At 40.3% G+C, this 25170-nt stretch carries 18 protein-coding genes, 12 tRNA genes, 2 rRNA genes and 1 pseudogene; 2 read left to right on the top strand and 31 right to left on the bottom strand.

Annotated elements, in window-relative coordinates:
- Window positions 1-191 precede the first annotated feature (191 nt).
- The 9 genes from PAN07_RS10530 to tgt all read right to left on the bottom strand — a co-directional run bounded on the left by PAN07_RS10530 (window position 192) and on the right by tgt (window position 14632).
- Window positions 192-2069 carry a DUF262 domain-containing HNH endonuclease family protein gene (locus PAN07_RS10530; RefSeq protein ID WP_261014238.1) on the bottom strand — a complete coding sequence of 626 codons (1878 nt, stop codon included), beginning with the start codon at window positions 2067-2069 and terminating at the stop codon, window positions 192-194.
- Window positions 2063-3391 (bottom strand): DUF262 domain-containing protein, encoded by a 1329-nt coding sequence (locus PAN07_RS10525; RefSeq protein ID WP_049510058.1) that lies wholly within the window; start codon window positions 3389-3391, stop codon window positions 2063-2065. Before PAN07_RS10525 ends, PAN07_RS10530 begins: the two co-directional genes overlap by 7 nt.
- 7 nt (window positions 3392-3398) lie before the next feature.
- The gene (locus PAN07_RS10520; protein ID WP_049510060.1) at window positions 3399-4349 is read right to left on the bottom strand and encodes a WYL domain-containing protein; all 951 of its coding nucleotides are present in this window, start codon (window positions 4347-4349) and stop codon (window positions 3399-3401) included.
- Window positions 4350-4364: 15 nt separating this feature from the next.
- Entirely contained in the window at window positions 4365-4868 is a 504-nt protein-coding gene (locus PAN07_RS10515; RefSeq protein ID WP_269797915.1) for a DnaA/Hda family protein, read from the bottom strand.
- A 51-nt stretch (window positions 4869-4919) separates the two neighbouring features.
- Entirely contained in the window at window positions 4920-5444 is a 525-nt protein-coding gene (locus PAN07_RS10510) for a DnaA/Hda family protein (protein WP_049543659.1), read from the bottom strand.
- A gap of 87 nt (window positions 5445-5531) precedes the next feature.
- Complete coding sequence (locus tag PAN07_RS10505; RefSeq protein ID WP_269797914.1) at window positions 5532-9923, bottom strand: PolC-type DNA polymerase III; 4392 nt, start codon at window positions 9921-9923, stop codon at window positions 5532-5534.
- A gap of 345 nt (window positions 9924-10268) precedes the next feature.
- Window positions 10269-11420: an N-acetylglucosamine-6-phosphate deacetylase gene (gene nagA / locus PAN07_RS10500; RefSeq protein ID WP_070480137.1), complete on the bottom strand. Its 1152-nt coding sequence runs from the start codon at window positions 11418-11420 to the stop codon at window positions 10269-10271.
- 151 nt (window positions 11421-11571) lie between these two features.
- Complete coding sequence (locus PAN07_RS10495; protein WP_265465122.1) at window positions 11572-13389, bottom strand: acyltransferase family protein; 1818 nt, start codon at window positions 13387-13389, stop codon at window positions 11572-11574.
- 100 nt (window positions 13390-13489) lie between these two features.
- Window positions 13490-14632: a tRNA guanosine(34) transglycosylase Tgt gene (tgt, locus tag PAN07_RS10490; RefSeq protein WP_269797913.1), complete on the bottom strand. Its 1143-nt coding sequence runs from the start codon at window positions 14630-14632 to the stop codon at window positions 13490-13492.
- Window positions 14633-14748: 116 nt separating this feature from the next.
- Between tgt and PAN07_RS10485 the strand changes: the two genes are divergently transcribed.
- The gene (locus PAN07_RS10485; RefSeq protein ID WP_261019436.1) at window positions 14749-15606 is read left to right on the top strand and encodes a DUF975 family protein; all 858 of its coding nucleotides are present in this window, start codon (window positions 14749-14751) and stop codon (window positions 15604-15606) included.
- 25 nt (window positions 15607-15631) lie between these two features.
- On the opposite strand, the gene pcp is transcribed toward PAN07_RS10485, so the two are convergent.
- The 3 genes and pseudogenes from pcp to PAN07_RS10470 form a co-directional block, all read right to left on the bottom strand.
- A complete protein-coding gene (pcp, locus tag PAN07_RS10480) occupies window positions 15632-16276 on the bottom strand; it encodes a pyroglutamyl-peptidase I (protein ID WP_269797912.1) in 645 nt (214 codons plus the stop codon).
- 112 nt (window positions 16277-16388) lie between these two features.
- Window positions 16389-16750 (bottom strand): annotated as a pseudogene (locus PAN07_RS10475) (DUF1304 domain-containing protein).
- A 10-nt stretch (window positions 16751-16760) separates the two neighbouring features.
- A complete protein-coding gene (locus PAN07_RS10470) occupies window positions 16761-17186 on the bottom strand; it encodes a MarR family winged helix-turn-helix transcriptional regulator (protein ID WP_192856273.1) in 426 nt (141 codons plus the stop codon).
- A gap of 132 nt (window positions 17187-17318) precedes the next feature.
- On the opposite strand from PAN07_RS10470, the gene PAN07_RS10465 reads away from it, so the two are divergent.
- Window positions 17319-17558: a hypothetical protein gene (locus PAN07_RS10465; RefSeq protein WP_142358822.1), complete on the top strand. Its 240-nt coding sequence runs from the start codon at window positions 17319-17321 to the stop codon at window positions 17556-17558.
- On the opposite strand, the gene PAN07_RS10460 is transcribed toward PAN07_RS10465, so the two are convergent.
- From PAN07_RS10460 to PAN07_RS10370, 19 genes are all read right to left on the bottom strand, one after another.
- Window positions 17544-18746 carry a LysM peptidoglycan-binding domain-containing protein gene (locus tag PAN07_RS10460; protein WP_265465123.1) on the bottom strand — a complete coding sequence of 401 codons (1203 nt, stop codon included), beginning with the start codon at window positions 18744-18746 and terminating at the stop codon, window positions 17544-17546. The genes PAN07_RS10465 and PAN07_RS10460 overlap by 15 nt on opposite strands.
- 162 nt (window positions 18747-18908) lie before the next feature.
- The gene (locus tag PAN07_RS10455) at window positions 18909-19532 is read right to left on the bottom strand and encodes an HAD family hydrolase (protein ID WP_084862039.1); all 624 of its coding nucleotides are present in this window, start codon (window positions 19530-19532) and stop codon (window positions 18909-18911) included.
- Window positions 19533-19535: 3 nt separating this feature from the next.
- Window positions 19536-20816 carry an MATE family efflux transporter gene (locus PAN07_RS10450; protein WP_084862041.1) on the bottom strand — a complete coding sequence of 427 codons (1281 nt, stop codon included), beginning with the start codon at window positions 20814-20816 and terminating at the stop codon, window positions 19536-19538.
- 60 nt (window positions 20817-20876) lie between these two features.
- On the bottom strand, window positions 20877-22361 hold the full coding sequence (gene thrC / locus PAN07_RS10445; protein WP_269797911.1) for a threonine synthase: 1485 nt from the start codon (window positions 22359-22361) through the stop codon (window positions 20877-20879).
- Between the two features lie 75 nt (window positions 22362-22436).
- Window positions 22437-23714, bottom strand: coding sequence for a gamma-glutamylcysteine synthetase (locus tag PAN07_RS10440; RefSeq protein WP_084862044.1), 1278 nt, complete (start codon window positions 23712-23714; stop codon window positions 22437-22439).
- A 106-nt stretch (window positions 23715-23820) separates the two neighbouring features.
- Window positions 23821-23904, bottom strand: a tRNA-Leu gene (locus PAN07_RS10435).
- Window positions 23905-23913: 9 nt separating this feature from the next.
- A tRNA-Gln gene (locus PAN07_RS10430) sits at window positions 23914-23985 on the bottom strand.
- Between the two features lie 13 nt (window positions 23986-23998).
- Window positions 23999-24071 (bottom strand) — tRNA-His (locus PAN07_RS10425).
- 14 nt (window positions 24072-24085) lie between these two features.
- Window positions 24086-24156 (bottom strand) — tRNA-Trp (locus PAN07_RS10420).
- An 11-nt stretch (window positions 24157-24167) separates the two neighbouring features.
- Window positions 24168-24248 (bottom strand) — tRNA-Tyr (locus PAN07_RS10415).
- Window positions 24249-24265: 17 nt separating this feature from the next.
- Window positions 24266-24338 (bottom strand) — tRNA-Phe (locus PAN07_RS10410).
- Between the two features lie 3 nt (window positions 24339-24341).
- Window positions 24342-24415, bottom strand: a tRNA-Met gene (locus PAN07_RS10405).
- A gap of 10 nt (window positions 24416-24425) precedes the next feature.
- Window positions 24426-24515, bottom strand: a tRNA-Ser gene (locus PAN07_RS10400).
- Between the two features lie 4 nt (window positions 24516-24519).
- A tRNA-Glu gene (locus PAN07_RS10395) sits at window positions 24520-24591 on the bottom strand.
- Between the two features lie 8 nt (window positions 24592-24599).
- A tRNA-Ile gene (locus PAN07_RS10390) sits at window positions 24600-24673 on the bottom strand.
- Between the two features lie 39 nt (window positions 24674-24712).
- Window positions 24713-24783, bottom strand: a tRNA-Gly gene (locus tag PAN07_RS10385).
- A 5-nt stretch (window positions 24784-24788) separates the two neighbouring features.
- Window positions 24789-24861, bottom strand: a tRNA-Val gene (locus PAN07_RS10380).
- A gap of 4 nt (window positions 24862-24865) precedes the next feature.
- Window positions 24866-24981: ribosomal RNA gene (gene rrf, locus PAN07_RS10375) — 5S ribosomal RNA — on the bottom strand.
- A gap of 76 nt (window positions 24982-25057) precedes the next feature.
- Window positions 25058-25170: ribosomal RNA gene (locus PAN07_RS10370) — 23S ribosomal RNA — on the bottom strand; the annotation flags it as partial.

Here is a 25170-nt window from a genome sequence, read left to right as displayed (position 1 = left end):
GGCAGAGAATAATCCTGCTAAAGCAATAGCACCTGACAAGAGTGCTGTTGATAGAAGAATTGTCTGATCAGCAAGTTCTAATTGATAGTCAAAAAATTTTGAGCTGGTTTGTCTTTTACAAAATCCTTCCCTTACTAGTATATCACATATATTGGTATTTTAAAAAACAAGCTTACTGAAGCTTGTTTTAATTAGCTATTACAAAAATTTTGTACATATCTTTCCACTTCTTTTTCCATAGATTGAATCTCACCAATATCCCATCTATTTTTTTTAGAAGTTATCTCTGCCATCATCTGTAATTTTAAACTCTGGCGATGGAATATATCTTCTTTTTCCCATTGTTTTAATTTAGCTTCTGGATAGGAGTTGCCAAACCTAGAGTTCTGACTATCGGTAATAATACAAAGGTTGCCAAAGGAATGTAAAAACTCAGCAGGTAATTGGCTCTCTCCATCATGTCCATTTGGATTCTGAGGATACCAATGTTCTACGGAGCGACGATAAGCAAATTTAAAATCTTTAAACTCAATATCGTAATCTTTCTTCAATTCTTCACGATTTTTCCATAAAACATAATCTACAAAGTTAAAAGCGTAAACAGGAATTGCCCCATATTTTTTGATACTTTTATCTTCGGTAAACAATCTTTCCTCAGCATATCTCACTGCCATTTTTTCAAGAAAATCCTTAAAGAGACTAGCAAATTCTGTTTGATTTAACTCTTCAATATGGTTAAACAGGAATTGCAAGATTTCATATAACCAACGACTATCACGATTAGCAGTAAAGGTCACAGCAAACATGGATTGGAGAAGAATGATGTTTTGGTTAATTTCCGAATCCGAAAACGTATTATTAGTAAAACGTTCTTCGACTATATAATGCTCTTTAGATTTTCCATTTGGTTGATATTCATAATAAGTCCCCTTCTGTAAAAACCATTCATCCTTATTTCTACTTGAAGAGTCCATATTCGAATTTCTAACGATGTAATTATCGAAAATGTGTTTTATTCTAAGAAGAAATTCACTAAATTCAATAACCCAAGTTTTATCTTTATTTTTTATATCAAATAGTGCTAAGAGTTTCTTATCATCTAGTTGAATCTCATCAGTTTTCTTACCTTCCGCAATTGCCAATACATGGAGTAAGAATGTTGGAAAATCAATGATTGTAGTATAATCGCCAAAATCTTTTTCTACTTCTATATTTTTTTCATTTATCTTTTTTCCTAATATATCTGATAACTTTCTTCTTTCATTTTGATGAAAATCAATATCATTATAAATATTATGAAATGAATAATTTGTAAAATGCCATCCAAAAATACGTTCACGTTCTTGAAAGTCATCTGCTCTCTTCCGTCGCATCTTAAACTGACTTGCTACCGGCTTATCAAACTCTGCACAGGCATCCCAAATTCTTGCAAACTTTTGCGCCATTTCTTGATCTTCACCAAATTTAGACATCATTTGTGCCTTAAGGATTTCATGAGCCTCTAGTTGTTCTCCTCGAGAATTGAAACGTTCGAAATAAAGATTCAAATCTAAATCCTCAGGAAGTATACTCCGAAAAATGATGACCTTTTCAAAAAGATAACCAACGAAAGACTGAGGATTCAATTGGCGCTCTTCTAACACTTTTTTCAATGCGTCTCTAGCATGTCCGTAACCTCTAGTCAGCTCATTTTCATCGCCCTCTAAAATTTTTTTCTTGGAAAATAAATCTTGAATATTCTTATTTGATTTCTTCCTAGCTGGAAAGGTAAGATTGACAGCTTTCAATCTATCAAAACCAAACTCATGCTTCAAAGCTAAGGCAATCAAATTAAGGGCTGTTGTTCGTTGTTGCCCATCTATGATTTTGAAAATGTCATTCTCTTTATTAACGACTAATGTTCCAATATAGTAATTGTCTCTATTTTCTTGAACAGCATCTGCTACGTCGTTCAATAACTGCTCAATTTCATCATAAGTCCAAGCAAAATTTCTCTGATAAAGAGGGATAGCATAGGTATCTTCATTTAACAAACGATTAACTGATAAGCTTATATGTGTTTCTACCATTTATCTTTTTCCTCTTCTATAATCTTGTCCACAGTATAATTTTCAAATAGCTCTCTATCTATTTTGACCATAAAATCATTCGGAGTGACAGCATGAGATAAAAGTTGAAATAGCTTTTGAACCTCTTTTTGTCTAAACCTTCCACCAGCAGCATAGTTCCCAACTGTCGCATCATATATGGCTTTAGATTTAACTCTAGGGTAGTAAGACCAAATAAACAAGGTCTCTACTATCTCCTTTGATAGCTCCTCTTTTCCAAATCTATCTGCGAAAAGCGAGCAAATATTTAGGAATATATTGTGACATTTAAGATAGCGTCCTTTTGAGCTATTGTAAATGTTTAACATACCTTCTGGGTAAGCTAAATTTTGTCCTTCCTCCTCTAACTCATTAGATATTCCTAACTGTTCATTTAAAAAATCTTTATGATTTTTAACAGTTTCATGAGCAGATTCAATATACTCAAAAAATTTACTTCCATCAATGATTGGCATAGTAATGGACATGGGGAGATTTTCAATATGACGATACAATTCTAAGTATGGAAAGTTCTGATTCAAATCAACGCCTTTAAAATCGTCAATAAAATCCTCTGTAAAACGGAGATAAGATCCATAACGCTTTTTTGTCAATCCTGTATCTCCTCGAGACCAACGTCTCATACGGAAAAGATGTTTATCAAACAACTCTTTGAGACTTAAATCTTTATCTTCTACAAATTGCTCCCACTTTTCAACAATCTTTTCATCTTCTGAATCTTCCTTGCGGAGATGATAGGCTTTGAGCAAATCATGAGGTTCTAAAGGTTTTCCACGATTATTCTGAGAATCAAATAGCTGAAAAGCCTCTGATAATCGTTTTTTGGGCATAATAATCACAGAGACAGCACAATTCTCTAATAAAAAGTTGCAAATATCTTTTGCCTCATTTTCGCTAACCAATTGAGTCAAATTTTCCCACTCGTTATAATTTTCACTCGCATGATAGCAAGATAGCTCTCCAAATTCAGCACTCAGCAGTTGATTAGCACCCTTATAATTCTCTAAATCATCTAATAAATGAAGAAACAAGGAAATAGAAATTAGCCGTTGCTGTCCATCGACAATATCTAAGTATCTATCATTTCCATCATTTTCATCATTTTCATGCAAGATAACGGAACCAATCTGATATTCCTTTTTCCCCATAGCATCTCGTAAATCATAAAAAAGATTACGGATATGTTTTCTGTTCCATTTATATGGTCTTTGATAAGAAGGAATTCGCAAATTCCCTTCTTTCAATAGTTCTCCAACCTTTTTAGAAGTAAATTGAATAGTCATTTTACCCTCATCTATATTTATCTATCATTTCTTGAGCTGTTTGCTTCATATCCTCTACTAAAATCCGAGGAGACAAAACAGTAACCGCTTCTCCTTGCCCCAGCAACCAGCGTTTAAGCCCCGGTGTATGCTGACTTTCAAACTGAAAATGAGTCCAATCGCCATTTTTCCCAACTATTTTTGCATTTGGAAATTGATCCATCACAATCGTCGGATCGTACAAGTACTCGATTTCAATACTGATTTTCTTCCCGATAAAAGCATCCACTCTCTCGTTACGAATATCACCATCTCTAAATTTATCTCGATAAGAAATAGAAGGTTTCTCTATACCACTAAAAGACCAGGACTGGATACGGTCTACTCTTAAAGTAATATAAGTAGCATGTTTCAACTGGTAAACAACCAGATAGAAATAATGATTATCATAGTAAAGAGAGACTGGCAAAACAGTCTGCCTCTTAGAAGATTCAGAATAAGGTTTTTGATAGATAATATCTAGAACCTGTTCATGCAAAATAGCTTCTGATAAATTCCAAATTTTCTCTATTCTATTTTGTTGATCCGTTAAGGGAGCATAGTTCAGCTTTTCACTGCCAATAATCTGCTCAATTTCTTTTTGGTCATCACGAGGAACTAAAACCAGCAAATTTTTTAGTAAGCTATCAATTTCTGGTCTGTTCAGTGCTCGATTTTCCAATAAAATCTTTGAAATAACGAGAATATCCTTTTTATTAAAAACTGACTTACTTGCTAAACAATACTTATTCGTCTTACGGTTATAAAGAAAATCTCCACTATAACTGGTGTTACTAGATAAAATATCACGGAGTAGCGAAAAATCTCTCTGTATAGTCTTTTCACTAACCTCAAATTCCTGAGCCAATTGCTTTTTTTCAAATGAAGTACCTAACTGTAAACGTAAAAAAATCGTTAGTAGTCTCTCTTGATCATTCATTTTCAGTCCTTCTTATTATTTTTCAAGCGATGTTAAACACGCTGTCATCCCCCACTTAAAACGCACAATTAAACGAGATTGAACATTTTTCAACTGATCTGGTTCAGAATCACCAGATAAAACAATTTGCTTATTCTTAATATGTTGAGAATTAAATAGATTAAAAAATTTTTCTTGAATCATATCATCTTTTTCTCCCGATACCTGAATATCATCTACAATTAGGAGATCAAACTCCTCACTTCTAACTTTTTGTATTTCTAGCTCATTTTCCAATAAGTTTTCGGCAGAAATGTATTTTACTCGTTTTTCTGGATTGTTCTCAAGCACCTTATTCCCAATAGCTTGAAGGAGATGTGTTTTACCTGAACCCGATTCCCCATAAATATAAAGGGGATTATATTGTAACCCTAAGTTTTCTACTACAGCTACGGCCCCTTTCTTTGCTAAATCATTACCATCTTTTTCTAGAAAATTTTTTAATTGATATTTGTTATCTAATCCTGTATTGTTCATCATTTTAACCTCTAACTTTGCACTTTATATTCAAAACGATTAAAGCAAAATAAACTAGCCCTTAGGTGATTTCAACTGTACCACTATGCCAGATTCGAAGAACTCAACTACGGATTCAGCCATATTTTTTAAGTCTTCGGGTAAGCAGTCTGAATATACAATGAAGAGTTTGTTTCTTTTCTTACTCTCTTTGAATCGCTGCATCCAGTATTCCTGTACCCTTTGATCAGCCTCTCCCAAAAATTGAACTCCATCCAGAAAAATCAAATCATACTCTGTATACCCCATTTGCAGTTTCATCCATTGACTATGTTTAGAAAAAATCAAATTATCTCTCACTCGATAATATGCAAGTGATGCTATTGGAGTAACAGGTTTTATTTTAGTTAACGTATAATAAAACAAATGCCATCTATCAGTCTCTGAAATACCGCAAATGTAAATACATTGAGAATCTTCTTTTAAGTCTATTTGTGGGAATCCGGTCCAATCATTCCCATCATCTTTCAAGCCTTTTTCAAAATTATAAATTTCCTCTTCAATTGACACATTAGAATTTAAAATTCCTTGATCCACCATATTATACTCTCTTTTCTATTATTTTTAAGAGAATTATAACAAATCAAGTGGACATATTTTGTCCACTTGATCAAAATAAGCAATTTTTTAAAACAACTCATCAAACAAACTCAACTGATTATCCTCTGGCATATTGCCCAGAATTCCCATTTCATCCATTTTTTCAACCAAGGTTGATGAGAGTCCACCACGCTTGCGTAGTTCTGTTTTGGAGAGGAATTCTCCCTCTTCACGCGCTCGCACCAACTGCTTGGCAACGTTCTCTCCCAGACCATCCATTGCTACAAATGGCGGAATGAGGGTATCCCCATCGATGAGGAATTCTGTCGCATCACTACGGTAGAGGTCTAACTTCCCAAACTTGAAACCACGTTCCCACATTTCATTGACAATCTCAAGAGTGGTATAGAGGTCAATTTCCACATTAGAAGCCTCATTGTTCTTCCGTTTTTCAGAGATTTCTTCCATTCTGCGTTTGATGGCCTCCAAGCCCGCCCCCATGGTCTTGATATCAAAAGCCTTGGCGCGGATTGAGAAGTAAGCACAGTAATAATAAATGGGGTGGTGAACCTTGAAGTAAGCTACACGCAAGGCCATCATAACGTAGGCTGCCGCATGGGCTTTAGGGAACATGTACTTAATTTTACCACAGGACTCGATATACCACTCTGGCACCTTATTAGCTTTCATGGCTTCGATATAGCCATTTCTCTCATCTTCTGAAATCTTCAGCCACAAGCCCTTACGTACCCGTTCCATGATAGTAAAGGCCATCTTAGGTTCGAGACCCGCATGCATAAGGTAAACCATGATGTCGTCCCGACAACCGATAACGGTTGATAGGTCAGCAATCCCTTGTTTAATCAAATCTTGGGCATTGCCCAGCCAAACGTCGGTACCGTGGGACAGACCAGACAGCTGAAGCAACTCCGCAAAAGTCGTCGGATGCGTTTCATCTACCATCCCTCGGACAAAGTTGGTCCCAAACTCAGGAATCCCTAGCATGCCCGTTGGCGTCCCGATTTGCTCAGGTGTCACCCCTAGCACATCAGTCCCAGAAAAAAGGGCCATAACGCCTTCGTCATCCATAGGAATTTCATTAGGGTCAATCCCAGACAAGTCCTGCAGTTTCCGAATCATGGTCGGATCATCATGTCCCAGTACATCGAGTTTGAGGACGTTCTCATCGATATCGTGGAAGTTAAAGTGGGTCGTTTGCCATTCAGCCGTCACGTCATCTGCTGGATACTGGACAGGCGTAAAATCATAGACATCCATGTAGTTAGGAATAACAACGATTCCCCCGGGGTGTTGTCCTGTTGTACGCTTGACACCGGCAGCGCCTTGAGCAAGACGTTCCACCTCTGCATCACGATAAAACTTGCCATAATCTCGCTCGTAACCCTTGACAAAGCCATAGGCAGTCTTGGCAGCCACCGTACCAACCGTTCCTGCACGGAAGGCATATTCCTCACCAAAGATATCACGCACATCCAAGTGGGCGCTAGGCTGGTCTTCTCCCGAGAAGTTCAAGTCAATATCAGGAACCTTATCCCCATCAAAACCAAGGAAGGTCTCGAAAGGAATATCCTGTCCGTTTTTGCTGAGTTTATGACCACAGTTTGGACAGTCCTTATTGGGCATATCAAAACCTGAACCGTAAGAACCGTCAGTGATAAACTCACTGTACTGACACTGACCACAGACATAGTGAGGAGAGAGAGGATTAACCTCCGTAATCCCAATCATGGTCGCAACGAAACTAGATCCTACAGATCCACGGGAACCAACCAAGTAACCCCGTTCATTGGAACGTTGCACTAGCATCTGCGAAGCCAGATAAATCACAGCAAATCCATTCCCCAGAATAGAAGTTAATTCTTTTTCAATCCGCAAATCAACGATATCTGGCAGCGGATTACCATAAATCTCAAAAGCTTTCTTGTAGGTCAGTTCAGCAACCGTTTCTTCAGCCTTGTCGATGAAAGGCGTATACAAGTCCCCCTTAACAACCTCAACAGGTTCAAAGGTTTCTGCCAAGACATTGGGATTTTCAATAACTAGTTTTCGTGCCAGTTCCTCTCCCAAGAAAGCAAATTCATCCAACATCTCATTAGTCGTTCTAAAATGAGCCTTGGGAAGAGGTGCTGGTTGTGCATGTTCCCCATGACCGATGGTTCGGTTAATCATAGCCCCCTGTCCCAAACTACGGACGATAATTTCACGATAAATCTCTTCTTCCGGTTCGATATAGTGAACATTTCCGGTAGCCAGAACAGGCTTACCAAGACGGTCTCCCACCTCTATCAAACTCTTGATAATGGTCTGGAGTTCTTCTATATCCTTGACCTGCTCCTTGGCGATCAATGGCACATAGATAGCTGGTGGCATGACCTCGATAAAGTCATAATACTTGGCCACCTCAACCGCCGCATCCACACCTTGGGAAACGACCGCATCAAAAACTTCGCCTTCAGAGCAAGCTGAACCTAAAATCAGACCTTCCCGATGGGCATCTAGAACCGTTCTTGGAATCCGTGGCACCCCTTCAAAGTACTTGGTATCAGACAAGGAAACCAGCTTAAAGATATTTTTTAGCCCCACCTGATTCTTGACATAGATGGTCGCATGCTTGATCCGAGCTTTTTTATAAGAATCTGGACTAATCAAATCAATATTTAGTCTAGCCAGATCGGTCACACCATGTTTTTCTGCTACTTCTTTGATAAAGATGAAAAGCAGGCGACCTGTAGCTTCCGCATCGTAGTTGGCCATGTGGTGATGCTCTAAGGCCACACCAAAACGCTTGGTCAAAGGCCCCAAACCATGACGTTTATACTCAGGATAGAGATTTCTAGCAAACTCAAGCGTATCAATCACTGGTTGACTAATCTTAGGCAAACCATGACGCTCATAATTGGTATTCATAAAGCCAACGTCAAAGGTAGCATTATGGGCAACTAAGACTGTATCCTTGCAGAATTCTTGGAATTCTTGCAAAACTTGTTCTAGTGGTTTGGCATTTTTGACATGGTCATCTGTAATTCCAGTCAACTCAGTAGTAAAAGCTGACAAGGGATGACCAGGATTGATAAATTCATCAAATTCGGCAATAACATTCCCCTTGTACATCTTAGAGGCCGCAACCTGAATCAAGTCATTATAAATAGCTGAAAGTCCCGTTGTTTCCACGTCAAAGACCACATAGGTCGCTTCTGACAAGTCCATCTCTACTTCGTTATAGACGATAGGGACACGGTCCTCCACGATATTGGCTTCCATACCATAGATCAGCTGGATTCCCGCTTTCTTGGCCGCCTTATAGCCATGTGGGAAGGACTGGACATTCCCATGGTCCGTGATGGCAACCGCCTTGTGTCCCCACTTAGCAGCTGTAGCAACGATTTCTTCTACCTCTGGTAGAGCATCCATGGTCGACATATTAGTATGAGCATGAAACTCAACCCGACGCTCACCTTCTGGCATCAAATCCTTCCGCTCATAGTGAACAACTTCCTGCACATCCTGCACGTTCATAGTCAAATCGCGTGTGAAGTTATTCATCTCCACATTCCCACGCACTCGGAGCCAAGAATTTTTCTTAATTAGATCAAACTTCTGAGCCTCTTCCTCGTTCTTAACCCACTTTTGCATCGAAAAACTTGAAGTGTAGTCAGTCATTTTAAAGTTGATCAAAACACGCCCTGTTCTGGTCACTTTTTGCTCTACATCAAAAACAACCCCTTCAAAGACCAGACGATTTTCCTCCGTTGTCACTTCGATCATAGGAGTAATCTCTGCCTTATCCAGCTTGGGTTTAGCTGCAGCTTTTTTCGCTTGAAAATCAAAGGCTGGTTTCTCTTCCGCTGGAGGAGGTGCCATCTGTTCTAGTTGCTCCATAGCACGAAGCGCTTCTTCATTGGCGGCTTGCACAATCTGCTCATTTTCAGCATGAAAGGCCTCTTCCTGCTCTTGAGTCAGGACATCATTCTTCTCCACCTGACAGTTAAAAGTTGGAAAACCAAACTTTTCAAGTTGTTTGGCTAAATTAGGAAGATGATTCTTCTTAAAGTGTTCCTTATCAATCGCCTCGGAGCCTTCAATAAAGAGTTGGTTGCCCTCCGCACGAACTTGCAAATTTTGATAAAGGGACTTAAAACCTTGACTAGCACATGGCCCTTCAGAGAAAGCCTCCCTATAGTAGGACTGCAAGAGTTGATTTGAAAATTCTTGAGACAGAGCCTTGATTTCGAAAACAGCTTTATTGCCTGTCTTAGAAAATTCTTCGCTCAAACCTTTCTTTAATTCTAAAAAGATTTCAATCGGTAAAATATTAGAAAATACGAAATGAAACTCCCATACCTTACTAATTTTATGAACTACAACTCGCTCAATATCAGCCTGTGATAAAGCAGGAGCCTGTCTCATTTCAGCAGGCATCCCCAGTTGATTCATCAAAATTTCAAAACTGTTTGACATTCATTTTCCTCACATTATTCTCCTACTATTTTACCATATTTAGAGGTATTTTCTAAAGACAAAAGGAAGCCACTTCAAGACAACAAAAAATTTTCTTATTTGTACTTTTACTACTCATTTAAGGAGATTTACCTATAGAAAAAGAATGAGTTTAAGGAAATTAAAAAATTTTCATAACAGTACTCCCAAAAAAAGTTAGATGAATAGTTTATCTAGAGATTTAGTTCTGTTTTACACACAACGAAAACACCCCGAAAGTTAGTCGGAAAAAATCTAACTTTTGGGGTGCAATTGATTCTTTATAAAACCTGAAAAGAAATCAGTCTTTAACTCCTGCCTTCTCTCTTATGCTTGATAACGTTTCACGCCATCTAGGTAGGTTGCTACCAATTCTAAATCTTTATCTAGTACGATAAAGTCCGCGTCATAGCCTTCACGGATTTGTCCACAAACATCATCAATGTGAACAGATTTTGCTGGGTTGAAGCTGGCCATCATAACTGCTTCGTGTGGAGAGGCAATGTTCCAGTCGACAACATTTTTCAAACCGTCTTTGAGTTTGAGAATAGAACCTGCCAAGTTACCTGTCGATTTGAGACGAGCAGTTCCATTGGCAACGACAACTGGGAATTCTCCCAACATGTAGTCGCCGTCTTCCAATCCACCCGCTGTCATACAGTCTGTGATAAGGGCAATATTTTCAGTTCCTTTTTGTTTGATAAGAATTTCGCAGGCTTTTGGATCTACGTGATGGCCGTCACAGATCAACTCTGCATAGGTATGTGGCAATTGGTACATGGCTCCAACCATACCCAGTTCGCGGTGAGTCAAGCCACGCATTCCATTGTAGGCGTGTACCCAAACACTCGCTCCAGCATCGACTGCTTTTTTAGCTTCATCAAAAGTCGCGTTTGAGTGCCCAAGAGCAACCGTCACACCTTCTCCAGTGATAGTCCGTACAAAGTCTTCTACACCTTCACGCTCTGGCGCAAGAGCAATTTTATTAAGCAAGCCATTAGCTGCTTTTTGCCAAGCACGAAACTCATCCATGCGAGGATCTTTCATGTAGGCAGGGTTTTGAGCCCCCTTGTATTTCTCTGTGAAATAAGGCCCTTCAAAATAAATTCCACGAATCTTGGCTCCACTTGCTTCCTGGTAACGAGCACCAATATTTTCAGTTACCGCGAGCAATTGCTCATAAGATGATGTCAAAGTGGTTGGCAAGAAGCTCGTTACCCCCATGCTGAGGAGTCCTTCACTCATGGTATGAAGGGTTCCTTCGATATTATTATCCATAACATCCACACCGCCAAATCCATGAATATGGGTATCGACAAGTCCTGGAGCAATGCTATAACCTGTATAGTCAATCACCTCAGAGCCTTCAGGAATCTGCTCGACATGTTTTCCAAACTTGCCGTCCACAAGTTCCAAGTAACCACCGCGACGAACTCCGTGTGGGTAGAAAAATTGATCCGCTTTAATATAGTTAGGCATAATGTTAACCTCCTTAAAAGATTGATTCTATAATTTATTATGTCAATTACATTATAAACCTTTCTTTTTTATTTGTAAATGGTATAGACCTATTTTCTAGAGATATTTTAAAAGAGCTGGATTTCTCCAACTCTTCTCTTTTAAATACAAGTTATTTTGATTTGACTGGCTTGTCTTGAGCTGTTTGCAAGGCTGTAGCAATCGTATCTGCATACAATTTTGCTCCTGCTTCAATTTTACTGTTGTCACTTCCAAAATGGACTTGGTCTGTTCCAGTCCAAATTTCTGGATGCTCTTTCGCAACTTGATTCCAATCTGCTATCGTGATGTAAGGAGTCTTCTCTGCCAGTTCTCTCATATAGGCAGCAGCCTTCTCAACGATGCCATAGGTCTCTTTTGTCTTATCTCCCTCATAAGGAGTCACCAAAACCATATGGTGTCCCTTAGGAAGATTTTTCACGATACTATCCCAGTCTTCCTTGTAATTTTCAGGATTATTTACCCCTGTTGCAATGACAACCATCTTTGGTAAAAATTTATTCTGGCTATTGTTTAGCATGATTTCATTGGCAGTCTTGGTTGTTCTGCTAACCTGCGCATTAATCTGTGCTCCAGGAAGAGCTGTCTGTAGGGCTGTATTTGCCCTCAAGGCCACCGAGTCACCAATTAACATAGTGCCATCAGCAATTCCTAAACTATCAGCTTCTGCCCGTTCTGCCATCACCTTGGTCTGTCCAATATTTGTCGCGGCTTGCTTCAAACCATTGACAGTTAAGTCTGTCTCAAACGCTCCCACTTGTGGTGCCAACAAGGTCACTAAGAAGACAATGAAAGTCAAGATACCTGTACTTGCTGCAAGGATTGTGTGAATATGAGGCAAGGGACGAAGGGTTTGTATAATAGGTGTGTTCTTTCCTGCAATCCAAGGTTCCAACACATAAAATGACAGGCTGGCAAATCCATAAGAAAAAATCAAAGTCAGTAAGACAGCAAGAAGATTTGATGTCAACTGCGAGAAAATGATATAGAAAGGCCAATGGAAAAGATAAACCGCATAGCTAGTATCCGCTAAAAAACTGATCATCTTTGGCTCCTGCATATTAGGAGTCTTTTCATGTAAGACACGCGCTGCCAGAATCATAGCAAGGGCTGCAAGACTGGCAAGCAAGAAGCCCATAAGATAGGCAAAGAGATAGGTAAATTTGACAAAGAAGGTCAAAATGAGTAAGAAGCCAAAACCTCCTGCAAAAACCAACAGGGTCTTGCGTAAATCCCAGATTTTATCCAACTGCTTGACGAGAGAAGTCGTCTGACGAACGCCTACGATAGTTGCTAACACACTTCCCAAAAAGAATGGATAGACATGAGTTAAACTGGAGAAATAAACAGATGAATAAGAGGTTACTAGAAAACTACCAATAAACATTGAGAAGAAACTAATCAAGAAGGCAGCAGCAGATAAAAGAAAGACCATCCCTCTCAACTGACCATTTGATTTCGACTGTTTAGATAAGAACCAAACTGCCAATCCCCAGAGGATATAGTAGTGCACCTCAACAGCCAAACTCCAATTATGAACAAATAAATGAGGAATGAACTGAGATTCATAACTCCCACCTGTTAGCAGTTCATAGAAGTTGGTCATGAAGCCTAAGACACCCGCAATCTGACCCCCAATTCCAGCCACATAATCTTGCCGAACTAGAAAAGTAAAGGGCATGGTTACCAAGACCATCAAAACCACAGGTGGCACGATACGATAAAAGCGTCTCCTAAAAAATCCAACCAAATCAATTTCATGATTTTTAGAAAATTCTTCGATAAGTAGAGCTGTAATCAGGAAACCTGAAAATGTAAAGAAGACATCTACCCCGAAAAATCCTCCAGGAAAGATGGTCTGAAAGAAATGATACAAGAGTACCAAAAGTAAACCTGTAATCCTAATCAAGGAAAACCATTTAATGCGCATACGAGTTTATTCTCCCTTTCATTATACACTTTATTCTATCAAAAAAAGAAGAAAAATCCCAAGAGAAAACTTAGGATTTTTAGCTTATATCACTTCCATTTTAGAAATTACGGCCTGATTTATTATAGCCATATTTTTCCACAAAATACTCACGGAATTCCAAGAGATTGTCATCCATGATGGCTTGTCGCACTTGCTTCATCAGGTTAAGCAAGAAGTAAAGGTTATGGTAACTAGTCAAGCGGATACCAAAGGTTTCATCGGCCTTGAGCAGGTGACGAAGGTAAGCGCGTGTATAGTTCTTACATGTGTAGCAATCACACTCAGGATCCAGTGGCGTAAAGTCCTCAGCAAACTGGGCATTTTTGACAACCAAACGACCTTGACTGGTCATACAAGTCCCATTACGAGCGATTCGAGTCGGCAAGACACAGTCAAACATATCCACCCCACGAATCACCCCATCAATCAAGCTATCTGGCGCTCCCACACCCATCAGATAACGAGGTTTATTTTCAGGCAGCAGTTGTGTTGTAAAGTCCAAGACCGCATTCATCTCTTCGTGGGTTTCTCCCACTGCTAAGCCACCGATAGAGTAGCCTGGGAAATCCATACTGACAAGGTCATGAGCCGATTGGCGACGCAGGTCTTCAAATCCAGCCCCCTGCACAATTCCAAACAAACCTTGGTCATGTGGACGACGGTGAGCCTTCAAACCACGCTCAGCCCAACGGCTGGTACGCTCGATTGATTTCTTAACGTAGTCGTAAGGTTGATAAAACTGAGGACATTCGTCAAAGGACATCATGATGTCTGAGCCCAAATTATTCTGAATAGAGATAGCTTTTTCTGGCGATAGGAACATCTTAGAACCATTGAGATGGTTTTTAAAGGTTACTCCTTCTTCTGTGATATTACGGCTATCTGTTAAGGAATAAACCTGAAAACCACCACTATCTGTCAAGATAGGCTGGTCCCAATTCATAAACTTGTGGAGACCGCCTGCGCGAGCAATGAGTTCATCTCCAGGACGAAGCCAGAGATGATAGGTATTGGATAGGATAATTCCCGAACCCATCTCCTTCAATTCTTCAGGCGACTGAGTTTTGACAGTGGCTTGTGTCCCAACTGGCATAAACATAGGTGTTGGGAAGGTACCGTGGGGAGTGATGATTTCTCCCAGACGAGCTCCTGTGTGTTTTTCTTTCTTAATCAAACGATATTTGATTGGTGAATCTGACATTTTTTACCTCCGAAGCTGGGAAAGACAGTCCCAGTTCATACTTTGTGCACAAGGGCATACTGTATGATTTTATCAAAAAAAGTAGGAACTGTCACGAACTATGGTATAATGAGAGAATGAAATACCCAAAAATTGATTTAAAAACCATTCGTCTGCAGGCCAGACAATTTCAGGCTGAAAATCCCCGCCTCTTTCTCGTCTATCTCTTACCTAGTATACTGGTCATCTTGTCTGGCTTTCTTAATCCCTTAGAGCGTATCAACGAAGCTATTTTAGAAGAACCCTTTTTAAGCGTGTTTGGCCATGTATTCCAAGCCTACCTTTTTCCTCTATTAGTCTCCTTTATCGGAACAATACTTCTAACCAGTTCAGTTTATACAACTCTGAAACTCATCAAGAATCCAGATACAGAACTATTCGTCAAAAATAGTCTCACTCTCTTTAACGAAGAGCACTTTTCACAAACCTTTTTGACTCTCCTTCTCAAACGTTTCTATCTCTTCTTATGGAGCATTCCTAGTTTACTTGGAATTTACTTCCTCTTTTACAGTAGCTTTCTTGCAAAGAAATTCGTTGCCCTTCACCCTGAGTTTCCCAATCTGGATCTCACGTCAATTGAAACCGAGCGTTTCCTCATGACCTTTGGTCTTTACTTTCTAGCAAGTATCCTCTTGATGATTGTCGGAAATAGTCTCTATATTCCACAATACTATGCTTATTCACAGGTAGAATTTCTCCTCTGTGACACCCTAGACTTAGGACAAGCTAGACCAGGACAAATCCTTAAAACCAGCCGCTTCCTGATGAAAGGATACAAGTTCCAGCGTTTCGTCCTAGACTTACAACTCCTTCCTTGGTACTTCCTCAATTGGATTACTTTTGGGATTGCTAGTTTCTCACTCCTACCCTACATTCAAATTAATAAAATGATTTTTTACCGAGCAGTATTGGCTCGAAAACGTCTAAAAGCTTGAAGGTGGCCCCTCAAGCTTTTTTCTATCAATGAGTTTCTCCGCCTGCCAACTTGAGATCTTGATCTCCATGTTCTATAATAGCCCCGATTGCTGCTTCTATCCCTCGCATAATGTCCACTAAACTCATAGCTGGGGTAGTCGGTCGATTCACCACCTGTTCCATCATATAAGGAATATGCATAAAACCTGCCTTAACATGTGGAAATTTCTTTTCTACCAAATAGAGGGCCTGATACATCAAATGATTGCAGACAAAAGTCCCTGCCGTATTGGAAACAGAGGCCGGCAAGCCTTCTTTTTTTATAGCTTGAACCATCGCTTTAATCGGCAAACTGCTAAAGTAGGCCGAAGCACCATCCGCTCGAATGGGAAGGTCAATCGGCTGATTACCTTCGTTATCAGGAATGCGTGCATCGTCTTGATTAATGGCTACTCGTTCAGGTGTCAAGCTGGTTCTTCCACCTGCTTGGCCGATACAAAGGACAAAGTCCGGTTGATAACGACTCATTTCTTCTTCCAATACTTGGGCCGATTTGTGAAAGACTGTTGGCACTTCTAGCCAACGGACCTCAGCACCATGGATTTCAGCTGGTAAACCTTTAATGGCCTCCAAAGCTGGATTGACCTTTTCCCCTCCAAAGGGCTCAAAACCTGTCACTAATACTTTCATTTCTAACTCCTTACAACCAATTCCATGAAACTATTTTCTTAAAAACAAGTATAACATATTTCCCTTATTCTGGAGTGAAAAGGACTAGAGAGGATCAGACCGGCATTAAAGTTTATTTAAAGAGAAAAATACTAATCAAGGCCAAAATAGCTGGTCCACCTTGCTTCAAAATAATTTTCTTATCTGCTGTGAGAGAGCCATAAGCCGCAGCACCAATCACAAATAAAACAAAAATAGTCACAATTTCTAAATTCTGTGAGAAATAAATCCCATACAAGAGAAAGACTCCTACAGAGCATTATAAATCCCTTGATTTTTAAACAATGAACTTACTGACGGACGAGCCAGTTCTTCCTTGTCCATGTTAAAGACACGACTAGTCGCATCTGATTGCGTTGCAATACTTTCCAAATAAAAAATGTAAAAATGCTCCAAAGCAATAATCGTTGCTAAAATGATTGTAATAATTGACATCTATTTCTCCTTAAATTTCTATATTTTCAATACCCAAAACCAATTTATTTAATAAACGGCTGAGTTCTGTTCTTTCAGACTCTGTTAAGATACTTTCCATCTCTTCCTTAACCTTGATATGTTGCAGAGGGGGATTCACCACTAACTGCTCCTTGGCATACTTCGTAGCCTCTACCAACACTTCTCGCTGATTTTCAGGATTGCGATGGCGCTCCACCAAACCTTCCTTTTCCAGAATCTTGAAATGCCGTGTCAAAGCAGCCTGATCAATTTTCAAACGCTCCTGAACCGCCATTTGGTTACAGGGAGAATTCTCCAGCAAAAATAATAAAATCTGATACCGTGTTAAACTAATCCCAAGTCTTTTTTCAAACAATTGCGTACTCGCTTGCTCAGACAAGCGGAGTTGATAAAGCAGATCTTGAATCTCTATCATTTCTTTTCTCTTTTCGATTGATTTATCAATAATTGACTAATCAAGTATAATATAAATTAAAATAGATTGCAAGAATGTTGCTTCAATCATTACAAAATGCTAACTTCCATTTTCCATTCATATTGATACTCAATGAAAATCAAAGAGCAAACTAGGAAGCTAGCCGTAGGTTGCTTAAAGCACTGCTTTGAGGTTGTAGATAAGACTGACGAAGTCAGTAACCATACCTACGGCAAGGCGAAACTAACGTGGTTTGAAGAAATTTTTGAAGAGTATGATAAAGAAAAAACGAACGAGAATCGCTTTCTATCACGAAAGCTAGATCTCATTCGTCAAAATGATATTACAAAGTATGGTTTATCCATTCATTGAAACGTGAACGTGGTCATAATGGTTTTCTGTCACACTACCACGGTCTGGCATTGGATTCCAAGTATTAGCTGGTCCATATTTGCTATCGAATGGAGCATAGAAACGTTGTTTCCAAATGATGTAACTAATGCCACGGCTGGCCATATTTTGAATAGCGTATTCCGCAATCTTATCCCCTAGTTCTGAGCCTTCTGGTACCATAAAGTCGATAGCCAAACCTTTTCCGTGATCTCCACTGTCGCCTGGACGGTAACCACTAAAGGATGTAATACCAAACAAGTTGGCAATTTCTTCTTTAAAGGCAGCTGTTTGTGGTTGAAGGCCAGCATTTTCAGATTTCGCTGCTGCCAGTCCAGCATAATCGGGCGCAGCTGGAGCTGCGTAAGTTGCTGAAGTTGTTTTCGTCTCTTCTGGTTGATAAGTAGAAACTGCTGTTGTAGCTTCATTTGATGAGGCTTCTTTTGCTTCTTCTGAACTGGTTGCAGTTGTTTCGGTTGCTTTTTCTTCTACTGGAGTTCTAGTTTCTTCCACTGTTGAAGCAGCTTGAGAGCTGGCTTGTGTTTCCTCTTTCTCAGCTGGAGTCGTTGCCTGAGGAGCTGCCTCTGCAACTGCATTGCTTGTCTCGGCTGTTTGCTCCTCTGAAGCAGAAGTTCCTGTAGAAGATGCCACTTCTTCTGCAGCAGTCACTGTCTCTGCAACTTCTGAATTTGATGCTACTTCTTTTGCGCTTGGAGTTTCTACCGCTTTTGGAGCTTCTGCAATTGGTTGAGAAAGATCTGCAACTTGAACAGTTTGATCATCAACGGTCACTTGATTGGTTGTCAAATCTGCTGTCGCAGTTGTCACTTCTTCACTAGAATCTGCTTGAGGTGTTTGGATTTCAACTTCCGTTACTTCTTCTGCTTCATTGACGGTCGTTGTCAAAACAGTTTCTGGGAAAATCAAGTCCATATTCGTGATTTTATTCAAATTCGCAAGAACTGTGACATCTACACCCAAGGCTTCTGCAATAGTGCTCAAGGTATCACCATACTGAACAGTATAACTTGTTTTGTTGTCCGTTTTAGTCAAATCGTTTTGGATTTGCTCAACACTACGTGCAGTCCAAAGAACTTCTTCTGCTTGAGTTGCCAATACTGGGGCAAATGACAAGGCTACTGTTGATGCTAATAATATTCTTTTCTTCATTCTTTCAAATTCCTTTCAAATGAGTACCTGTCTATGATAACACAAAAAATGCAGAAAAAAAGCCCTCGCGGGCCTATTTAACAGAACTGTCTATTCCTTGTAACAAACTCGATTACTTGAAATAGTTTGTTAGGTCTCTGTCACAAAACTGACACAATCTTTTTATCGCTCAGCCTTAAAAAAACGGGAAATATCTGCTAACGCTTGAATCTTGTGATTGCCTTCATAAGACGACTCTAAAAAATTGATACTTTGAATCCCACTATTCTGGGCGAATTCCACATCCAGAGTCCGGTCTCCTATATAATAGGTTTTCTCAGGATCCAACTGATACGTGTCTAACAGATAGGTAGCCGCTTCTGGACTTGGCTTCCGCGCAAAGCCACTCTGACTGGTTAGAATCTCTGTAAAATAGGATTTCAACCCCAAGTCTCTTAGAATGGCAAAAGCATTGTCCCCCTTATGAGTATAGACAAACTGCTGAATCTCTGTTTCTTTTGCCCAAGCTAACACTTCACGCGCACCTGGCATTAAAACTACCTGAGCATTCTTCTCAGCCAGACTCTGGGCACGCACCTGATTTAGTACTTCCACATCTAGCTTTCGCTCTTCAGCCACCTGCACAAGCAAATCCTGCACAGAACACTTAAGGATAAACTCTCTCACTTTCTCCTTATCATAAGGAATAGAAAACTGACCAAAAGTCTCCTCAATCCCTGATAAAATCGCTTCGTAAGAGTCCAATAAAGTCCCGTCTAAATCCCAAATAAAAGCTGTTTTTTGCATTTCCTATCCTTTCAAGCTCATATAACGCTGGTAACGGTAGCGTAGAAATAACCAGCGAAAACCATTATCCAAGAGAGTCCCTGCCCAAATACCAGACAAACCCCAACCAAGCACAATCCCCATCAGATATCCTGTTCCAATGCGGATACACCACATTCCAATACTTGTCGCATAAAATGGAAGCCGAGCATTCCCCAAACCCTGCCAAACTGCCGTATAAATAACTGTCCCTGTCGCCATGGGAGTACCAAGTAGTGAAAAAAGTGTCACTAGAACACTAGCCTCAACCGCTAGAGGATCAGTCGTATAGAGATGAGTCAGTGGTATTCCTAAGGCATAGATACTAAAGGTCAAGGGCAACATGAGAAACAGAGAAAGGCAAAAGGTTTGCTTGCTCAAACTAGCTACTCTTTCCCAATTAGCCTCTCCAACTGCTCGGGCCACCAACATAACCGTTGCCGTAGCAACGCCAAAGGCAGGCATGTAGTTAAACTGGGTCAAGACTTCTCCGACCGCATTTCCAGCCACTGCCTCCGTCCCAAAAGAAACGACCAAGGCAATGATAACGACATCTCCAGCCCGCATCATAAGTCGCTCTCCAGCTGCTGGTAAAGCCAAGGTCAACAGGTCCTTATCTAAACCAAAAGTTGGTTTCGTATAAGGCAGTTTTAATTGTGACCACAAAATCACAAGACCGACTAATCGAGACAAGATAGTCCCCCAAGCAACACCCGCTATGCCCATATCAAGGACAAAAATAGCTAGACTTGAAAAAAGAATATTCAAGGCATTAGATAAGAGACTCACATAGAGGGGTAGACGCGGATTATGCGTTACACGAATCAAGGCTCCCAAACTCGTCATCAAGCCCAAGAGAACAATCGATCCGCCTACCAAAGATAAGTAGAGTCCACCACTCTCGGCCACAGCCTGTTCAGTCCCCAAAAGTCCTATCATCTCTTGTCCAGCGAAGATAGACAAAGCTCCTAAAAGGAAACTTAATAGTAAAGTAATCTTCAATGCCTCAGTCACATGATAGGTTAGCTTAGACTGATCCTTCTGCCCCAAACTCTTTGAAATAACACTAGAAATAGCTGCCCCCAGAGCAATGAAAATCGCCTGATAAATAGTAATAATATTACCAGCCACTGAAACACCTGAAATAGCTATCAATCCTAAATGAGCAACTAAATAACTGTCCACCATTCCCATGAGCATCTGCAAAAAGTTTTCACCCATAGCTGGTAAGGCAATATTAAGAATGTCTTTATTTTTCTTAAACAATCTCTCCTCCTGATGAAAAGAAACTCAGTTGGTTTCCCAACCGAGTTTACTCCCTCTGTCTTAAAGTCCTAGATAAGCCTCAACCGCTACTTGCATGTCTGTTGCTGTAACAGTTGTCTTATGACGAACAGGAGCTGTTTCAAGACCGTCAACTGCTGGCGGCACTGCCACTCCTGAAATATCATGTAATTGAGCCAAGGCTTCAAAGTCGCCAAGCCCTGATTTTCCAGTTACAGCTTCTACTGCAACCACTGGGAACTTGTATGGACTCGCTGTTGAAGCGATCACTGTCTTAGTCGCATCGCCAGTAGCCACTTGGTATTTCTTATAAACTGCCGAGGCAACTGCTGTATGAGGATCCTCAATATAAGAGTCTGACTCATAAACACGCTTGATTTCTGCCGCTGTTTCTTCCTCAGTAGCATATTCAGCCACAAAGAGATCAAGAATCTCTGCATCAAAATTAGTCAACTCATATTGACCTTGTGTATTCAAAGCATTCATGAGTTCAGCTGTTTTAACCGCATCATTACCCAAAAGATGGAAAATCAAGCGCTCCAAGTTTGAAGATACCAAAATATCCATAGATGGACTAGTTGTTACCTTAAACTCACGCTTCTTGTCGTAAACACGTGTCTTGAAGAAGTCTGTCAAAACATTGTTGTCATTTGAAGCACAGATTAATTTGCCAACTGGTAGACCAATTTGCTTAGCATAAAAGGCAGCCAAGATATTTCCAAAGTTTCCAGTTGGTACTGTGAAGTTGACCTTATCACCAGCCACAATCTCACCAGACTTAACCAACTGAGCATAGGCATAAACATAATAAACAATCTGTGGCACCAAACGACCGATATTCATAGAGTTTGCAGATGAAAATTGCAACTTGTTGGCCACCAATTTTTCATGAAGAGCCACATCATTGAACATATGCTTAACGTTTGTTTGCGCATCGTCAAAGTTACCGTCAATGGCGATAACATGAGTATTGTCGCCAGTCTGAGTGGTCATTTGCAACTCTTGCACCTTGCTGACACCATCCTTTGGATAAAAGACGATAATCTCTGTACCAGGCACATCCGCAAATCCCGCCATAGCAGCTTTCCCAGTATCACCAGATGTCGCTGTCAAAATGACAATCTTGTTCTCCAAACCATGCTTTTTAGCAGCAGTCGTCATAAAGTATGGCAAGATAGACAAGGCCATATCCTTAAAGGCAATCGTAGAACCATGGAACAGTTCCAAGTTGTATTGCCCGTCTAATTTCACCAAAGGCGCGATAGCTGGAGTATCAAACTTGCTATCGTAGGCATTGTTGATACAGTAGTCCAACTCCTCAGCCGTAAAATCATCTAAAAAGGCTGACAAAACTAACTTAGCAACTTCTTGGTAAGAAGCATCTTTCAATTTTTCAAAATCCAAATCTACCTTTGGATAAGTAACTGGTGTAAACAAACCACCATCCGTTGCCAAACCTTGTAAAATTGCTTGGCTAGCAGTTACTGTATTGTTGGCATCACGCGTTGATTGATAAACTAATGTCATTACTCTCTATCCTTTATCTATAGTCTCTTCCATTATATCATGATTTTTCAGAAAATTCTCCCTTTATAAGAGAAATTATAGTCCCAATTCTTTCTTCAAAGGCTCTAAATAAATCATTTCTTGTTTATTTCTCATCTTCAGGCCTTCCTCAGCTAGCAAGAGTAAGTCTTTTGAAAACTCTATAATCGCAGTTTTCTCCTCATCTGTTAGCTTTTTCTTAGAAAATTGCCGCCTTAAAGACTTATAATTTCTCCCAAATGCTTTAAAGAAAGGTGCGATTTCTAAGTAAGATTCAAGTTTCTCTAAATTAACTAATAATCCCAAGTGAAAAGCTGCAGAAGCAAAAGTCCTATCAAGTGGCTGTGTACACACACTACGAAACTCAATTGTTCCGCGAGTCGTTAAGTCTTGGTACTGATAACTGCGATGAGTTTCAAAATCCTTCTCTTGAGGGTAAATAATAACCTCATCCCCATTCAAAGCAAATGTCTGGATTTCAGGCATAGCCAAATAATCTCTTGCCTGAATCGGATAAAAATAATATGTTTGCCCATCACGTTCTGCAGTAAAAATTGCAGAATGATTTAGATAGTCAAAAAAATCAGCTTCATCATTAAAGAGTCTAGCATTAACCCCAACATTCTCTGTATAGATACCATGCATGGATTCTTCCCAGAAAATATCCCTTGAAATTTTCGTGTCCCAATCTGCTCCCGAAAACTCAGAGTTTGCAAACAAGTAAGCCTTAGCCGCTTCAATTTGAGTAAAAGCATTAATAACCCGTAAGTAGTTGGATTTTGAAATATCCAACTGAACCTGACTCCCACAGATAAAAGCACCATATTCAGGGAAATGATGTAGATCTGATTGAGTAATATTTGTATTCAAATTCAAATAATCCATCAACATCTGGTAGCGTGGATAAGCCACTGGACAATTCTCATTTTTATCCCAGTTGGGATGAATGCCACAGCCAACAATAGCATGATTAGATTCGTCTAATTTTCTCTGAATTACATTCATATAATTATTGAAACGATTTTCGACCTCTTGAATCGTTTCAGCCTTACCAAATGCAAACTCAATCGTTGTATAAGAAACTTCAAATAAAATAGCATCCTGACTTATCGGATCCACTAACTGGATAGGATTTCCAAAATCATCTACCTTCTCTACAATAAAATCTAAAGCAGAAACTAAATAATTAAACAGTTCCTTTATAACATCAACATTTGTAGCAAGCCCCTCTAAATTTGCAACAGGATATTCCAGCTCAACCCCAATAAATAATTCAGGATTTTCTTTAATATTTTTCAAATACCGATGTTTTAATAAATCGATAGAACGAGACATACTATCCTACTCTTTCTTAATCTAAATGAAATTTGAATAACTACTATTATACCAAAAATAATACAAAAAAGGAACGAAGATTAACTACGTTCCTAGCTCTATACTATACCGGCGGCCGGGGTCGAACCGGCACGTCCTTGCGGACACTGGATTTTGAGTCCAGCGCGTCTGCCAATTCCGCCACGCCGGCAAATAGTAACTGGGGTAGCTGGATTCGAACCAACGCATGAGGGAGTCAAAGTCCCTTGCCTTACCGCTTGGCTATACCCCAATAATATAAAATAGGCGAGTGATGGGGATCGAACCCACGCATGCCAGAGCCACAATCTGGTGTGTTAACCACTTCACCACACCCGCCATAATCATATTAACACGGGCAGTAGGAATTGAACCCACACTGAAGGTTTTGGAGACCTTAGTTCTACCTTTAAACTATGCCCGTAACTAAAGTAATGGAAGGGGAGGGATTCGAACCCCCGAACCCGAAGGAGCGGATTTACAGTCCGCCGCGTTTAGCCTCTTCGCTACCCTTCCAAGTTATAAATAAAATATGGCGCGAGACGGAATCGAACCGCCGACACATGGAGCTTCAATCCATTGCTCTACCAACTGAGCTACCGAGCCTTATTGCGGGAGCAGGATTTGAACCTACGACCTTCGGGTTATGAGCCCGACGAGCTACCGAGCTGCTCCATCCCGCGTTAATACAAAAGGAGGATGTGGGATTCGAACCCACGCACGCTTTTACACGCCTGACGGTTTTCAAGACCGTTCCCTTCAGCCGGACTTGGGTAATCCTCCATAATAGTCCGTACGGGATTCGAACCCGTGTTACCGCCGTGAAAAGGCGGTGTCTTAACCCCTTGACCAACGGACCAAACTCTATGGGCACGAGTGGACTCGAACCACCGACCTCACGCTTATCAGGCGTGCGCTCTAACCACCTGAGCTACGCGCCCAAGTTAAAAACTTGGTAATGTAATTTGAACAAAGTTCAAAGCGGGTGACGAGAATCGAACTCGCGACAACAGCTTGGAAGGCTGTAGTTTTACCACTAAACTACACCCGCTTAAATGGGAGTTAACGGGATCGAACCGCTGACCCTCTGCTTGTAAGGCAGATGCTCTCCCAGCTGAGCTAAACTCCCTAGAGCTAAGCGACTTCCATATCTCACAGGGGGCAACCCCCAACTACTTCCGGCGTTCTAGGGCTTAACTTCTGTGTTCGGCATGGGTACAGGTGTATCTCCTAGGCTATCGTCACTTAACTCTGAGTAATACCTACTCAAAATTGAATATCTATTCAAACCAAGAAAACCGTTCGCTTTCATATTCTCAGTTACTTTGGATAAGTCCTCGAGCTATTAGTATTAGTCCGCTACATGTGTCGCCACACTTCCACTTCTAACCTATCTACCTGATCATCTCTCAGGGCTCTTACTGATATAAAATCATGG

The sequence above is a fragment of the Streptococcus sp. SM5 genome, from assembly GCF_027497975.1.
Note: the sequence above shows the minus strand (reverse complement) of the source record. Positions and strands in the feature narration are given on the sequence as shown.

What these genes read in the sequence shown, in the direction of transcription:
- PAN07_RS10530 (WP_261014238.1), bottom strand. Translation starts at nt 2,069, where the DNA reads ATGGTAGAAACACATATAAGCTTATCAGTTAATCGTTTGTTAAATGAA.
- PAN07_RS10525 (WP_049510058.1), bottom strand. Translation starts at nt 3,391, where the DNA reads ATGACTATTCAATTTACTTCTAAAAAGGTTGGAGAACTATTGAAAGAA.
- PAN07_RS10520 (WP_049510060.1), bottom strand. Translation starts at nt 4,349, where the DNA reads ATGAATGATCAAGAGAGACTACTAACGATTTTTTTACGTTTACAGTTA.
- PAN07_RS10515 (WP_269797915.1), bottom strand. Translation starts at nt 4,868, where the DNA reads ATGATGAACAATACAGGATTAGATAACAAATATCAATTAAAAAATTTT.
- PAN07_RS10510 (WP_049543659.1), bottom strand. Translation starts at nt 5,444, where the DNA reads ATGGTGGATCAAGGAATTTTAAATTCTAATGTGTCAATTGAAGAGGAA.
- PAN07_RS10505 (WP_269797914.1), bottom strand. Translation starts at nt 9,923, where the DNA reads ATGTCAAACAGTTTTGAAATTTTGATGAATCAACTGGGGATGCCTGCT.
- nagA (WP_070480137.1), bottom strand. Translation starts at nt 11,420, where the DNA reads ATGCCTAACTATATTAAAGCGGATCAATTTTTCTACCCACACGGAGTT.
- PAN07_RS10495 (WP_265465122.1), bottom strand. Translation starts at nt 13,389, where the DNA reads ATGCGCATTAAATGGTTTTCCTTGATTAGGATTACAGGTTTACTTTTG.
- tgt (WP_269797913.1), bottom strand. Translation starts at nt 14,632, where the DNA reads ATGTCAGATTCACCAATCAAATATCGTTTGATTAAGAAAGAAAAACAC.
- PAN07_RS10485 (WP_261019436.1), top strand. Translation starts at nt 14,749, where the DNA reads ATGAAATACCCAAAAATTGATTTAAAAACCATTCGTCTGCAGGCCAGA.
- pcp (WP_269797912.1), bottom strand. Translation starts at nt 16,276, where the DNA reads ATGAAAGTATTAGTGACAGGTTTTGAGCCCTTTGGAGGGGAAAAGGTC.
- PAN07_RS10470 (WP_192856273.1), bottom strand. Translation starts at nt 17,186, where the DNA reads ATGATAGAGATTCAAGATCTGCTTTATCAACTCCGCTTGTCTGAGCAA.
- PAN07_RS10465 (WP_142358822.1), top strand. Translation starts at nt 17,319, where the DNA reads ATGAAAATCAAAGAGCAAACTAGGAAGCTAGCCGTAGGTTGCTTAAAG.
- PAN07_RS10460 (WP_265465123.1), bottom strand. Translation starts at nt 18,746, where the DNA reads ATGAAGAAAAGAATATTATTAGCATCAACAGTAGCCTTGTCATTTGCC.
- PAN07_RS10455 (WP_084862039.1), bottom strand. Translation starts at nt 19,532, where the DNA reads ATGCAAAAAACAGCTTTTATTTGGGATTTAGACGGGACTTTATTGGAC.
- thrC (WP_269797911.1), bottom strand. Translation starts at nt 22,361, where the DNA reads ATGACATTAGTTTATCAATCAACGCGTGATGCCAACAATACAGTAACT.
- PAN07_RS10440 (WP_084862044.1), bottom strand. Translation starts at nt 23,714, where the DNA reads ATGTCTCGTTCTATCGATTTATTAAAACATCGGTATTTGAAAAATATT.